At 63.5% G+C, this 14,040-nt stretch carries 13 protein-coding genes and 2 pseudogenes; 7 read left to right on the top strand and 8 right to left on the bottom strand.

Features of this window, described 5'->3' with window-relative positions; translation table 11 throughout:
- The first annotated feature begins 689 nt into the window (after positions 1-689).
- Positions 690-2,345 carry a DUF707 domain-containing protein gene (locus ACQP2U_RS23385; RefSeq protein ID WP_433709440.1) on the top strand — a complete coding sequence of 552 codons (1,656 nt, stop codon included), beginning with the start codon at positions 690-692 and terminating at the stop codon, positions 2,343-2,345.
- A 12-nt stretch (positions 2,346-2,357) separates the two neighbouring features.
- Here ACQP2U_RS23385 and ACQP2U_RS23390 read toward each other — a convergent pair whose 3' ends face one another.
- Positions 2,358-2,570, bottom strand: a complete 213-nt coding sequence (locus ACQP2U_RS23390) for a hypothetical protein (RefSeq protein ID WP_433709441.1) — start codon at positions 2,568-2,570, stop codon at positions 2,358-2,360.
- Positions 2,571-2,579: 9 nt separating this feature from the next.
- Between ACQP2U_RS23390 and ACQP2U_RS23395 the strand changes: the two genes are divergently transcribed.
- From ACQP2U_RS23395 to ACQP2U_RS23405, 3 genes are all read left to right on the top strand, one after another.
- Positions 2,580-3,473: a restriction endonuclease gene (locus ACQP2U_RS23395; RefSeq protein ID WP_433709442.1), complete on the top strand. Its 894-nt coding sequence runs from the start codon at positions 2,580-2,582 to the stop codon at positions 3,471-3,473.
- 563 nt (positions 3,474-4,036) lie between these two features.
- A complete protein-coding gene (locus ACQP2U_RS23400) occupies positions 4,037-4,303 on the top strand; it encodes a hypothetical protein (RefSeq protein WP_433709443.1) in 267 nt (88 codons plus the stop codon).
- Between the two features lie 242 nt (positions 4,304-4,545).
- Positions 4,546-5,340 (top strand): IS5 family transposase, encoded by a 795-nt coding sequence (locus ACQP2U_RS23405; protein WP_433716563.1) that lies wholly within the window; start codon positions 4,546-4,548, stop codon positions 5,338-5,340.
- 1,223 nt (positions 5,341-6,563) lie between these two features.
- Here ACQP2U_RS23405 and ACQP2U_RS23410 read toward each other — a convergent pair.
- The 3 genes and pseudogenes from ACQP2U_RS23410 to ACQP2U_RS23420 all read right to left on the bottom strand — a co-directional run.
- Positions 6,564-6,791: a hypothetical protein gene (locus tag ACQP2U_RS23410; RefSeq protein WP_433716806.1), complete on the bottom strand. Its 228-nt coding sequence runs from the start codon at positions 6,789-6,791 to the stop codon at positions 6,564-6,566.
- A gap of 79 nt (positions 6,792-6,870) precedes the next feature.
- Positions 6,871-7,068 (bottom strand): annotated as a pseudogene (locus ACQP2U_RS23415) (carbonic anhydrase); the annotation flags it as partial.
- A gap of 158 nt (positions 7,069-7,226) precedes the next feature.
- A pseudogene (locus tag ACQP2U_RS23420) lies at positions 7,227-7,691 on the bottom strand (SulP family inorganic anion transporter); the annotation flags it as partial.
- A 505-nt stretch (positions 7,692-8,196) separates the two neighbouring features.
- Between ACQP2U_RS23420 and ACQP2U_RS23425 the strand changes: the two are divergent.
- The gene (locus ACQP2U_RS23425; protein ID WP_433709444.1) at positions 8,197-8,370 is read left to right on the top strand and encodes a hypothetical protein; all 174 of its coding nucleotides are present in this window, start codon (positions 8,197-8,199) and stop codon (positions 8,368-8,370) included.
- Positions 8,371-9,140: 770 nt separating this feature from the next.
- A complete protein-coding gene (locus ACQP2U_RS23430) occupies positions 9,141-9,587 on the top strand; it encodes a MarR family winged helix-turn-helix transcriptional regulator (protein ID WP_433709445.1) in 447 nt (148 codons plus the stop codon).
- Here the strand turns inward: ACQP2U_RS23430 and ACQP2U_RS23435 are convergent.
- Positions 9,578-9,946, bottom strand: a complete 369-nt coding sequence (locus ACQP2U_RS23435; RefSeq protein ID WP_433709446.1) for a hypothetical protein — start codon at positions 9,944-9,946, stop codon at positions 9,578-9,580. The two genes, ACQP2U_RS23430 and ACQP2U_RS23435, sit on opposite strands and share 10 nt — an antisense overlap.
- Before the next feature lie 302 nt (positions 9,947-10,248).
- On the opposite strand from ACQP2U_RS23435, the gene ACQP2U_RS23440 reads away from it, so the two are divergent.
- Entirely contained in the window at positions 10,249-11,595 is a 1,347-nt protein-coding gene (locus ACQP2U_RS23440; protein WP_433709447.1) for an ammonium transporter, read from the top strand.
- Positions 11,596-11,675: 80 nt separating this feature from the next.
- Here ACQP2U_RS23440 and ACQP2U_RS23445 read toward each other — a convergent pair whose 3' ends face one another.
- The 3 genes from ACQP2U_RS23445 to ACQP2U_RS23455 form a co-directional block, all read right to left on the bottom strand.
- Positions 11,676-12,341, bottom strand: coding sequence for a helix-turn-helix domain-containing protein (locus ACQP2U_RS23445; protein ID WP_433709448.1), 666 nt, complete (start codon positions 12,339-12,341; stop codon positions 11,676-11,678).
- An 86-nt stretch (positions 12,342-12,427) separates the two neighbouring features.
- The gene (locus tag ACQP2U_RS23450) at positions 12,428-12,703 is read right to left on the bottom strand and encodes a hypothetical protein (protein ID WP_433709449.1); all 276 of its coding nucleotides are present in this window, start codon (positions 12,701-12,703) and stop codon (positions 12,428-12,430) included.
- A gap of 22 nt (positions 12,704-12,725) precedes the next feature.
- Positions 12,726-13,991, bottom strand: coding sequence for a bifunctional 3,4-dihydroxy-2-butanone-4-phosphate synthase/GTP cyclohydrolase II (locus ACQP2U_RS23455; protein ID WP_433709450.1), 1,266 nt, complete (start codon positions 13,989-13,991; stop codon positions 12,726-12,728).
- Positions 13,992-14,040 lie beyond the last annotated feature (49 nt).

The raw sequence follows: 14,040 nt of genomic DNA on the forward strand, positions 1-14,040 counted from the left end.
TCTTCGTACCAGCGTAGAAATCCGACAGACTCGGCTATTTCCGAGCCCAAGCGAAACCAGTCGGAGCACATCGCGGCCACCCCCTTGCTCGACACATTGAGATCCCTTCGATACTGCGGTGCCGTTGCTGTCCTCGTCGAGTCACTGGCGGGTCATCTTGACCAGCGACTCGGCGAGGATAATGAGCAGTTTGGGGAATAAGCATGTCCCTGCGCATCGGTGATCTATCGGTAGGGCGCGAATATGCATGTGGCTGGAACCCCACGAGCCCGAGCGCGCTGGTGGCGGCGAGCATCCTCACCGAGGATCCCGCTTTCAAACGATCATTGAGGATTGTTCACTGGTCAGGAAGTCCCTACCAGAGCTACACCCGATTCGAATCTGCGTATTAGTGCCTGCGTTCGAGGGCCGTAAACGTTTCGGACAGTACCTACCGACTACCGATGCGAGGATCCATATCTGCGTCAAGAATCAGCTGGAAACCTCACCCAAGCTGAAGGGAAAATCCTCGCCGCGCACATCCGTCTTAGAAGCCGGAGCACGCCGTCCACAAACTCGACTATCGCGGAATCCGCGACTACGCGATCTCGAAATTTTCCACCGACGCTGTCGCCCCACAGTACGAGGCGTATTTCGAACGCTTACTCACGCTGTGGGGCGAAGGCTGGTACGCGACATAGGAGGTCACTGTGACGGGAACACTGGCGCGGGCGCACACGAGGCCTACCGTCCTGACGGAGTCGGGGCGCCGGAACCTGGTCGTGCTGCGGGCGGGCGACGAATCACTGCACGAGCAGTGGCTGGCCGGGCCGCATCCACGCACCTGGGACCTGATAGTGAGCTATTTCGGTGACGACCCGGACCACTACCGTGTCGCGGACGCGACCAGAATCGACCGCAAAGGCCCGAAATGGCCTGCCCTGCACCATGTCCTGACGATCGACCTGGCTGAGGTGCTCGACCGATACGATTACGTCTGGCTCCCCGACGACGACCTGGCCACCGACACCTCCAGCATCAACGAGCTGTTCGAATACGCGGCGCAGCACCGGCTCGCACTGACCCAACCCGCGCTCACCGAGGACAGCTACTACTCCCACGAGATCACGCTCGTCGATCGCCGATTCGTCCTCCGGCACACGAACTTCGTCGAAATCATGGCGCCCTGTTTCAGCCGGGAATTCCTGCGCCGTTGCCTGCCGACCTTCGACGCCACCCAGACCGGCTGGGGGCTCGACTTCCACTGGCCGCGATTCATCACCGACTCCACATCGATCGCCATCATCGACGCCGTAACGGTCCGGCACACCCGACCGGTCGGCGGGCCGAATTACGCCGCGGCTCGGGCGAGTGGGATCGACACGTGGGCGGAGTATTGCGAATACCTGGTCACGCACGAAATCAGCGACTTGACGCCGCGCGTGCACCGCGGCGTCGGAGCACCCAACCGGCCGGCGGGCACCGTCGAACCCACCGCGATCTGCGCGACCATCGACCGGTGGCGCCCCGAGCTGGCCGACTGGTTCGATTTCCACTCCGCGCAAGCGGAATTGACCATCATCTACACGGATGATCCCGATGTCCGGGCCGCGCTGGGCGCAGCGCGCGGTGAGCGGCCTGTCATCCTTCGCGACCACGCGACACCCAACGACCACACGGTTCCTCGCGAGGTAGCCAACATCGCCGACGCCGCCGCAACGGCCGAGGCGGCGGGTATGCAATGGCTGCTACCACTCGGCCCCGACGAGGTCTTCTATGACGACGGTCGACGCCGCTGGCAGATTCCCGGCGCCGGGCAGGTGACATTCATCGGACACGAAGCCGTCCCCTCCCCCGTGCCGGTGACCGATCCGATCCACGAGTGCACCGTGTTCCGGATCAGCGGTCGATCACCCTTTCTCGACACACCGGCCAACCGCAGCGCGGTCCGTCTCGGCCCCGCTGTCGCACCGGTGGACGAGTACGGTTTCACCGGATTCGACGGCGTGCACGGCACCGTGACCGCGCCGATGATCCTGCACTACCCGTATCCGAGTTTCGAGAGCTGGCTGGCCCGAGCCGAAGAAGTCGCCAAGGTCGGCGGCAGCAAGGCGCGGCACTTCGCCCATCACTCCAGAGACCTGCTCCAGGTGGCCCTCGCCCACGGCGAGCTCTCGGGCGCACGCGCCTGCTTCCAAGCCGGAATCCCGTCCGACGGCATGGTCGACCGGATGCTCCTGGACGGCGAACTCATGCGCGCCGAGCCGCTACGACTGATGCGCGACCCCCCGGCGCGAGAGCGACTACCGTCAGTCGGTGAGGTCGAGGGCCGCGCGCACGAGGTGTCGGTGTCGATGCCGTGGTAGCGGTAGACGCCGTCAAGCGATTCGGATCGCTTCGTAGTCTGCGAAATCCACCAACGAGTGTGGCTGCGTGCCGTACAACTGCGCCAGCACCGACAACGTGTGCAGGGTCGGCTTAACCCCACCCACCGGCCACGCCTCGAAGTCCGATATCCGCTTGCCGCTCATCGGCGCTTGGGGATCGCCAATCAACGCGTTGTATTCAGCAGCGACCTCATCCTGTGTCATCCCGTGCCCATGGCGCCACGCCTGGCGCGGACGAAATCCCCACCGCACAGCGAACTCACCGACGATCTGCTCTGGATTCAGGGGTGCATAGACGACGCTACGGAGCGGAGCAAGTCCGCCGCGCCGTTTGGATGGGCATGCAAGTACACCCAACATGAGGTCACCAGCCTGCTGCGCTCGTTCTTCGCCAGCGGTATGCGCGAGATCCCGATGCTTCAAACCGTCGAGACACAAGTGACCGACCGACTCGTCGATCTACGAAAAGCGCACGACACCAACCTCATGCAAAACTTCGCGATCGGCAACGATGCCCCCTCGCCAGTTGAGGCGATCTACGCTGCGTGGGCGTCCGCTTTCGGGGTAGTCGACCGCTTCAACGCGGTTATCGACCAACACCAGGCATTCATTGCTGAGCTCAGCGATGTCGAGACCCGGCGCGCCGAGTATGTTGCGTCTGGAAACAGTGTTTCCGATCGCGACATCCAGCGTTGCGACGGAGTCGAATTCGAGTTGTTGATCGGTGACCTACTACGGCGTGATGGACTGACCATTCTGCGGAGCGGTGGTGGCCCGCGAGATCATGGGGCAGATCTGATCGCCGTAACCCCTGATGGCCGCCGGGTCGTCATCCAGTGCAAACTGCGTCAGTCGAAGCCGGTCAGCCCTGAGGTCGTCTATCAGGTCAACGGTACTGCGAGGCCACACCACAACGCTGATATCCCAGTGATTGTCACCAACAGCACTTTCTCGGCACAGGCATCAGCGTTCGCCCGCCAGCATGACATCTACCTCCTCGGCGAGTACAAACTTCGACGATGGGCCACGTGGGGCGAGGACATCTATCATGTGCTCGAATTGACTAAGCCTCACAGCGACACGGGCCCAGCCACCGAGGCAGCTTGACACGGAGCTCGACCGAGAGTCCCACAGCGCGCGGGCGCCGGGCGATGGTTGTCGCTGATTCCCTTCCCGAGCTCGAGCACCCCCTCGCTGGATGCGTCTAGGCTTGTGAACCGGATGATCGATGGAATGGGTTGACGTCGGTCGCATATCGCATATCGCATATCGCATATCGCGGGAGTTCGCAGCGCGGTCGATGTCATGATCTCTGCGCGTAATTTCGATGAACCCGACTCCACGCGCCTGCTGCACGCGTATGCAGAGGAGCGCCGGCGCGATGTTCGTGGACTACTGGGGCGCGTTCGTGACCACCGCCGCGCTACTGCGCGAACGCGACGGTGACCACGGCCCGTGGCTCGCGGACGGAATCCATCTCTCCGAGATCGGCGATGAACTGATCCTGCGCAGTCTCGAAGCCACACTGATCGGCAAGAACGTCATCACCGGCCTGTTGCCGACACGCACCAAGACCAAGAAACCCAGTGCGGATGTGTTGATCCGGCCCGCCCACGTCGAGGACGTGCCGTCCTTGGTCCGGTTGCCGTCGCGGTGGCGGCCGAACAGAAATGGATCGGCGCGGAACCGCCATAGACGAAGACAAAGCCGCAGCCCGACTGTCCGAGCAGATCGCCGCGGACACCGCTGGCGTCCTCATCGGCGACCACCGCACCGCCGGTGTCATAGCGATCGCAACCGCCGACTTCACGACACCGGGCGTCGCCGAGATCACCATGATGATCGCCGCCGACCACCGAGGAGTCGGCGTCGGCAGCACCTTGCTCGACATCTCCTCGACTAGTGCAAGCACCACCACGCCCACAAAGCGACCCTGAAGGTCTGGCCGCACAACCTGCCCGCGATCAGGCTGTTTTCCGGACTAAGAACGTGTTTGAGAACGGCCTCGGTGGGCGCGTGACGCTCGAGATTTGAGTGAACTCCTGGTAGTGCAGTGATTGCTGAAGTCGCTGTGCCACCAGGAGTTCGTGTGTCATCTTCCCCGATCGCGTCGTGTTCGTCATGCCCGGTAAGCGGTCAGTCCAGCGGTCACCGGGTCGCGGTGTATCCGTCGTCGTCGATGACCGACGCGCAGTGGGAACAGTTGGAGGGCCTGCTCCCGCCGCCGGGCAACACTGGCGGCAAGGGAGGCAGACCAGAAAAGTGGTGCCGCCGAATGGTTTTGGATGCGATCTTCTATGTGGTGCGGGGCGGGATCGCGTGGCGGCAGCTGCCCGCGGAGTTCCCGCCGTACTCGACGGTGTACGCCGTCTACCGCCGCTGGGTACGGGCCGGGTCCTGGCAGCGGATCCACCACGCCCTGCGTGATCGGACCCGCGTGCGCGCGGGCCGGGCGCCGCAGCCCACGGCGGCGATCATCGACTCCCCATCGGTGCAGGGCGCCGACACCGTCCCCGCCCGCAGCCGCGGCTATGACGCGGGCAAGAAAACCAACGGGCGCAAACGCCACATCGCCGTCGACACCAACGGCCTGCTATTGGCCGTCGTGGTCACCGTAGCCTCGATCCAGGACCGCGACGCCGCCATCCGGCTGCTGGCCGCGCTGCGGGCGGGGTTCGCCACCATCACGATGGTGTGGGCCGATGCCGGGTACGCCGGTCGCCTGGTCCGGTGGGCGAAAACCGTTGCCCGCCTGACTGTCACAATCGTTAAACGCTGCGACGACATCGCCGGTTTCACGGTCCTGCCACGACGCTGGGTGGTGGAGCGCACCTATTCCTGGATCGTCAAGCACCGCCGCCTGGTCCGCGACTACGAGACTCGCCCCGACCACCACGAAGCCATGATCTACATCGCGATGATCTACACGATGTCCCGCCGCCTCGCCCGCAGCAAACCCACCGCAGCCGCGTGACCATCCGGTTCTCAAACACGTTCTAAGGGAATGAGCGAACACGCCGAGGTCGCCGAAGATCCTCGACCTACCCGACACCGTCTGGATCAACCCACCAGCCCAGCAGGCCGAAACGGCAGCTGCTTAAGACCCGCTGGACTCATCCACCTTGAAAAACTCCGGCGCGACCGTCGGCCAGCGGGGCTTGCAAATGACCGCCGCAATCGCCGGGCATAGGAGGCGACAGTGACGAACATCCCACCCGACATGGAACTTCCCGAGACTGCGACCTGGTCGGGATGGACCTCCGGTCAGGCCCGTGCCCGGACCACGGCAAGACACTGCGCCGATCTGCGCGTCCACCGAGTGCCAGCACGTGCGGGGATCGTCCCAGACGGTCGAATCTCATTGCAGCGCAACCGAAGCCGGACAGACAAGGGATCATCGACGCTGTCGATGATCAGTTCTCGGCCACTGAGACTGCCGCCGAACATGCTCGTGCACATCGGAATCGACCCGGTCGCGCCGCTCCCCGCGGCCACGTGGATCCAGAGCTGCGGCCGCGATACCTAGCAACACCAGTACGACGATGACACCCACGATAGATCCGCCGATCAACAACAACCGTTTCCCATTCCCTCGACAGGTGCGTGGCGCGAAAACCGCCACCGGAGATCTGATAGTCCTTGCGGCACAAATACTTTCATGCCACTCCTGCACAAACCAATCCTGCAAGCTCGGACCCGCCAGAACGGCACGCCGATCCAGTCCTTTCCTGAATGCCCGTTTCAGGTATGGGTGCTCGACATCCCGCGGTCCGGCAACGACGCCGAGGACGGTCCACCATGGCGTGGACCTCGAACGGGCCCTGGTCATGTTCCCCTGAGTCGGAGTCAGATGTCTCACAGTCTCGATGAAAATCTAGGAGCCGTCGATCAGATTCGGCTTCACCGCGCCGAACGTGGCCAAGGACGTCGAGCTCGCCGAGAGAGCGTCGATGCCTCTGACGCTCGTCCAGGAGCCCCGAATTGGACTTGTAGGCGGGACGGATCTGCGCCGGCACTGTGGGTAGCAATACCTTTCGTGTCGCCACGCCCGATCAAACCCGCCCACATATCAGTGCCAGTCGACCCACTCTTGCCGCGATCGGCGTCGATCGTGGCCTTGCCGAACCGGCACACGCCCTGGCCGCGGCGCCGATCGCCACTACCCGAAAGAAACAGTCGCTGAACGCAGCTCGCGTTTCAGGCCGAAATCTGGCGATCGACGTGTCGTCCGGATGGTGTTGCCACCGGAACTTGTTGCGAGTTCACTTGGCGAACTCGCACCCGACCGGTCACGCCGCTCGGGGTGGCGTCCTGGTCGGTGATTTCGCTGATGCAGGCGGCGGTGACCTCGAGCACGCAGGCGGTGGAGATGTCGAAGAACAGGCCCGACACTCTCAGGCCGCGCTCCGCGACGGCCTCGCGCATAACTGGATGATTCTGCAGGGTCTTCGAGCTGCATGGCGACGTTCACCATGCCCAGAGCGGCTTCGTCGTAGCCCGCGGCCGCCGCGGCTAACCGTACCGGGTGCTCGGCCCGGTAGGCGTCCAGGCTGGGCCGGACATGGGCGAGCCAGGCGTCCAGCCTCGTTCCGGCGGAGGTGCCGGCGAGCAGCGCCTTCATCGCACCGCACGAGGAGTGGCCGCACACCACCACGTTGCGCACCTTCAGGTTGTCCACCGCGAAGGACAGCGCCGCTTCCACCGAGGCGTCCGAACCACACAGACCATGGTCACCGCGTATACCGCCGGGTCGCCGGTGCGGTGGGCGAGCCGGATGTGGGCCAGCTTCACCAGCTGCATGCCCACCACGATCAGCAACCCGGCCAGTGCCGACTTCGGGACCTGCTGCACGACGCCCACACCCAACAGCACGTGCACCTGCTGCAGGGCGATGGTGACACCGATACCAGCGAGCATCGCATGCACAACCACCGGCGCAATCACCAACGCGGCACGCGCGATCCGGCTCAACCCGAACACAATCTGTAGCAGGCCGGCCCCGACAGTGATGAAACAGGTTGTCTTCCAACCGAACTGGTGGATGGTCTCGGCGAGCACCACGCTCAGACCGGCCGCGGGCCCGCTGACCTGCAACGGGGAGCCACCCAGGAAGCCAACGACAATGCCGCCCACGGCGGCCGCGATCAGGCCGGCTGCGATGGGGGCATCGGAAGCGATGGCAATGCCCAGCGACAACGGCAAGGCGACGAGGAACACCACGACCGAGGCGGGCACATCATGGCGAGTGATCGACGAAAGCCGATCGGACCAGAACCTGCCCGGCAGCGCATCCGACTCAGGCGTCGTATCGGTGTCGGTAGACATATTTCTCCTTCACCAGACCGATGGGCCGGCCCCAGTTTGTCGAACATGTTCTCCCGACATCGAAAGCAGCTGCCGGACAACGATGTCCGAGACCTCGATGTCCAGCAGCCTCTCAGGCGTAAGGAGTTTCCAAGATCAAACTACTGGCAGCAGCACAGCGAAAAACGGACCAGGCGAATATTTGTGACCGACACTATTCCCAACGGCAGCGTCTTCCTCGGCGTCACAACCTGGGGTGGCAGAACATGCCCTCGTGGCAGACCTCGAGGTACTCGATGTCGATGACGAAAGACCATAATCAATCTACAGAATTATCGTGTGTCTTCACGATATAGTTAATGCGCGAATGTAGTGGATTACTGTGATTGTTCACAATAGTTTCGCCAATAATTGATCTTGGAATCCGAAATTTATGAAAACGGCGTGCCCTGACTCCCGGGGTGGTGATCTGATTGGGCCGTCTCGGGCCTGAGGCTTTTCGCATAACACGACTGAGGATGACTATATGAACTCGAGAATTATCCGCCCGCTCGCCGTCGTCGCATTCGTAGTGTCGGCCACCGCCCTCGGTATCGGCACGGCCTCAGCGGATGCGTCCGTGGCCACCCCCGTCGCGGGCTCGGTGGAAGTGTGCGTCCCCATCCCGGTCGGCCCTATCGAGCTGAGCTTCTGCCTGTAACCGGCTAGCCGGAGGTGGCGCGGCGGTGGCGACACCGTTCATGGTGCGCACGACTCCGCGCTTCCAGTTCGGAGTCGTCACCGCTCGCAACCTGCGCACCAAGGTCGACCTGGAATTGGTTGCGTAGCTCCAGGCAGGGAACCGGCGGGTTTGCACGCGTGCGGCACCACCTCGCCCGGGCGAGTGCTGCGGAACCGGGTCAGCGCCGGGCTCAGGCGAACAGCCCGGACGTCGGGCCGTGTTCGTGCACGGCGGCCACCTTCGGCGCCCTGGGCTCCTCCGCGATCACCGAGCGTGGATCAGGGCTTGGCGGCCTGCAGCGCCCGTCGGCCCTCGGCGATGCCCCAGCGCCGGCGGCGTCGGTGTCCGCGGAGGCAGACGCCAGCGGGTGCCCGTCGGCAGACGGGAACTCGCTTGACGATCCGGTCAGGAGGCGGATTTGACCTAGAAAGGCGCAGTTGGAAAACGAGCGATATCGTAAAGCGTTGAGAATTGAAGGAAAGGAGTTGAAAATCCCCAGTACGCGTAATTCGCGGACGTAGTTATCGGTCAAGGGATGACGAACGGCTCATGTCGTCTACTTCTCGGGTTTCACTTCTAGCCTGTCCGAAGGACGCCGGAGATAGAATCGCAAGTTTTGCACGGCTCGGCGATCGAAATAAGAATTGTGACAATTTCGTCATTACTAACGCACAGGTCAGGCCGGCTGATAGCCTTTCCGCGGCCGTCGCCACCCATGGATCATTCGATCAGGTAAGTAGGAGTTGTACGTGAGTGTTGATACCGCGGACGCCATAGCACTGTCCGCCACGGCGACGCGGCTGCGCATTGCGCTGACCGTGATTTTGCGCCGCACCCGGAGGGGTCCCCATGAGCGTCAATTGTCCGCGACGCAATGGGCGGTGCTGGGACGTCTACATCGATGCGGAGCCATGGCCGCCGTCGATCTGGCCCACCTGGAGGCATTGCGCCCGCAGACGATGCGCAACGTCGTCGACGGGTTACGCGATCAGGGCCTGATCGTCGGCGCGCGCGACCCGATCGATGGACGCCGAGTGAACCTGATGCTCACCGACGAAGGTCGGGCGTGGGTGCGCGGACAGCAGGCGCCACTGAACAACGCTCTCGCACAGGTCTTGTCGCAGAGCTTGCCTTCCAGCGAACTGCATAAGCTAGACGAAGCGCTGGATCTGCTCGAGAGAATTGCCTACCGGTAATCTACCCATACCCCACACCGGCTTGCTGCGAGCGAATGCTTGGTCGATAGTGTGCGCGGGCCAGGCGGCGGGCACTGGTGATCGGGACCGAATTCGAGCCTTCCATTGTTGAGCCTTGCAGATTCTTCACAGCACAAGGCATTAGACGAACTCGAACCCTGGCGCGACGGCTTCGCTCGCGCAGCTGAAGACATCGTTGCCGTACCACTCCATGGCGGCCAATGACGGCGTGCCGTAGTGGCAGCGCACCACTCCGCTGGATTTACCGTCGTTCCCGAGCACAGTATGTCGCGCTCGACCACGAGCACATCGGTCGCGCCGCGATCGGCCAGTGACCAGGCGATGGCGAGTCCCTCCAAGCCGCCGCCGACGATCAGGAATTCTGGGGTTCTCGGTCATCGCAACATCCTCGACTTTCGCGATCGCTAGTTCCCTGATATGAAACATCGTTGATTAACAGGAAACCATCGAAGTGTGACGAGAACATTGCAGGGTGCAACTTAGCCGTATCTACGCTCCGATTACGCTCGCATCGACACCCGATTTACCTGGAGTTCATGCGGTAGCGGACGTCCGCAACATAGTCATCGTCTACTGATGTTCAACGACGATTCCTCTGAAATGTCGTGATTCGGACCTCTTCCTAGGCAAGGTGATGACGATGAACCAAGCAGTCGCCGCAGCTGACACTGCGTGGATGCTGGCCGCATTTGCGGCCGTGTCCCTCATGGTGGCCGGGCTCGCGCTGTTCTACGGCGGAATGGTGAGCGTGCGCAACACGCTCAACATGGCCATGATGATCTTCGGTGCACTGGCCGTCGTCGGTGTGCTGTGGATCGTGGTGGGCTACTCGGCCGCGTTCGGCAATTCGCTGGGCGGGCTGGGCCTGCTCGGTGATCCGCTCGAGTACTTCGGCTCGTCGAAATTACTCACGGCACCGAGTGACGGGCTGCCGCCGGCGGTGGTGTCGGCGTTCCAGTTGCTGTTCGCGGCGATCACCGTGGCTCTCATCGCGGGTGCGGTGGCCGATCGGATGAAGTTCGGGTCGTGGATGCTGTTCGCCGGTCTGTGGGCAGTGTTGGTGTATTTCCCGGTGGCGCACTGGGTGTTCGCATTCGATGCCAAGGATGGTTCGGTCGCCGGTGGTTGGATCGCCAACAAGCTGAAGGCCATCGACTTCGCCGGTGGCACCGCGGTACACATCAATGCCGGCGTGGCCGGTCTGGCGCTGGTGCTGGTGCTGGGCAATCGGCGAGTGTTCCCCAGCATTCCACGCCCGCACAGTCTTCCGTTGACCATGCTGGGTGCGGGCATGTTGTTCTTCGGCTGGCTCGGGTTCAACGGCGGCTCGGCCCTGTCGGCGGGTAACGCAGCCTCGGTGGCGGTCCTCAACACCTTGGCCGCCGCCTGTGCGGGTGCATGCGCGTGGCTCGTCGTGGAGAAAATACGGGAGGGGCGCGCAACGTCGCTGGGTGCCGGATCAGGTCTGATCGCAGCGTTGGTTGGTATCACCCCCGCGTGCGGTGCGGTGTCACCGCTGGGCGCATTGCTGGTCGGTGCGTCGTGCGGGGCCGTGTGCTGCCTGGCTGTTGCGCTGAAATTCCGTGTCGGACTGGATGACTCACTCGACGTGATCGGCATCCATCTGGTTGGTGGCATCCTCGGTACGTTGCTGATCGGGCTGCTCGCCGATCCCGCCGCGCCGAATGCGGCGGCCGGACTGTTCTACGGTGGCGGACTGGATCAGTTGTGGCGCCAAGCTGTCGCCGTGCTCGCCGTACTGTCCTACTCGTTCGCGGTGACCTGGATCATCGCCAAGACCATGCATCTGGCTCGCGGCATCCGCGTCGATTCCGATAGCGAAGCCGAAGGACTCGACGTCGCGGTGCACGGTGAAACTGCCTACGTGCTCGACGCTATCGGACTATCCGGCAAATCAGCGCAACCTGCCGATGCGGTGGCCGCCGCCGAATCTCTCACCGCCGCAGGGGCCGCTGCCGAGCGGTAGCGGCCCCGAACCCCGCGCCCCTGCCGCTGCGCTCTCACGCCACCGAACGTGCGAACGAGGCAGGGGCGCGGTACTTTTCGCTATTCGACATGTTTGTCGGGATAGGCGGTGACGGCCAGAAACCGGATGGGCAGCCGCACCAACTCGTTCGGACCGTGGGCACCCTCACCGTCCAGCAACAGTGAATCACCGGGCCGCAGTGTGTATTCCGCGTCACCGTGCCCGTACACCATGACGCCTTCGAGCATGTATAGCAATTCGGTACCCGCGTGCTGGAACAGTGGGAATGTCTCGCTGGCTTCGGTCAGGGTGACCAGTACCGGCTCCAACCGCTTGTGCTGACCACGCAGTGCACCCAATAGTTCGTAATGGTGGCCGACATGAGTACCGCGCCCGACGATCACCGCGCCGTGGCCGACCGGTGTGAACACGGCCTCGCGTACGCTGTCGACCCCGCGGAACAGCGAGGTTACCGGCACGTCCAAACCGGCCGCCAACCTCGCCAGCGTGGACAGACTGCAGGAGGTCTGCGCATTCTCGATCTTCGATAGCATGGCCTTGGAGATGCCGATCTTGGCTGCCATATCGCCGACCGACAGGCCAGTGGCAGTACGCAAGCTGCGAACCTGCTTACCGATCACCCGCTCCAGATCGATCCCGGTAGGCGTATCCCGCGGGATCTCGCGCTGCACCGGCGCGGGATCGCCGGTGTCGCGATGCTGGGGTCGTGCGACCGGCTGCGTCATAGCCACCAGTGTAGGCAATCAGGTTTACTCTCGGTAAACACGCGACCACGGTCGTGAGTGTTCGGCCCAATTGTCGAGGTGGTAGCTCAGTACTGTTCGCTGTCGACGAGATCGACGATGAGTGTGGTAGGCGGGGCGGCGAACCCCGCCCGCGCGATGACGTCGCGCAGCGCCGGGTCGGCGAGGAAGTTGTCGAGCGCCTTGTGGGTGGAAAAGTCGGTCAGCACGGTTACATCGTTGCCGGCGCGGTAAATCCGGTGCCCGGTTGCGCCGTGCGCACGTCGGTTGTCCTGGTGCCTGGCGAATACTTGTCGCCACGCGTCGAAATTATGAACCTCGTGCCGAGTAATGAGGGTGGGCATGCGCTCTCTTCTCATGACGACGTCACGACCGACGGGCCGTGGAAAGGGGCGCGATCGGGGCACGGTGGCCCATGCGGTCGCTCTTGGTTCGCAGATAGCGCTCGCTGTCGGCGGTGGGTGCCACGTGCAGCGGTGTGGTGCGCAGGATGCGGGTCCCGTAGAACGCCAGTGCCGATTCCTTGTCGGGATTGTTCGACATCAGGTTGACCGACCGGATGCGCAGGTCCGTGAGGATCTTCGCGGCCATCCCGTAATCGCGGGCGTCGACGGGCAATCCAAGCGCGATGTTGGCGTCCACGGTGTCGTAACCGCCGTCTTGCAGACCGTACGCGCGCAGCTTCTTGATAAGGCCGATCCCGCGCCCCTCGTGTCCACGCAGGTAGACCACGACTCCTCTGCCCACACGGGCGATTTCGGCCAGTGCCTGGTCGAGTTGCTGTCCACAATCGCACCGGTCGGATCCGAACACGTCACCGGTGAGACATTCCGAGTGCACACGGGTCAGCACGTCGTCCCGATCGGCGGTCTCGCCCAGCGTCAACACTAGGTGCTGCGCTCCGTCATCCCCGTTGTATCCAATGGCCTCGAAGACGCCGTGCTTCGTCGGCAGCCGGATTGGGGGACTGGAGATTACGGGCTTGCGCCACTGGAGATACCGCGCGAGATCGGCGATCGCGAGCCTGTGCAGCTTGTGTGTGGTGCAGAATGTGTCGAGTTCGCTACCGCGGGTCATCGTCCCGTCGTCATTGACGATCTCGCAGATGGCGCCCACTGACCGCATGCCGGCCAGTGTGGTGAGATCGACGGCGGCCTCGGTGTGTCCACGGCGTTCGAGCACCCCGCCCGGTCGGGCACGCAGCGGGAACACATGCCCGGGCCGGGTCAGCTGGTTGGGCCGGGTATCGCCGGCGGCGAGGAGGCGAAGGGTGCGAGCGCGGTCCGCCGCCGAGATGCCGGTGCTGACCCCGTCACGGGCATCGACGCTGATCGCATACGCGGTGCCTTTGGGATCTTCATTGTCGGAGCACATCGGCGGCAGCCCGAGCATGTCGAGGCGTTCGCCCGTCATGGGTACGCACAGCACCCCGGATCCGTGCCGGATGGTGAAGGCGACCAATTCGGTTGTTGCGCATTCGGCGGCGAAGATCAGATCGCCCTCGTTCTCGCGGTCGTGGTCGTCGACCACGACCACGGCGCGCCCGGAGGCGATATCGGTCAGTGCGCGTTCGACATCGGCGACGAAGGCCGGAACCGCCGCCGGGACCATCTCGAGTGTCTGCTCGCTCATGCCTGCGCCTCGTCGGCGCTCGACTCCGGCATGAGCGAGTGGCTCGGCT

This window comes from Nocardia sp. CA-084685 (assembly GCF_050955785.1).
Lineage (GTDB): Bacteria > Actinomycetota > Actinomycetes > Mycobacteriales > Mycobacteriaceae > Nocardia.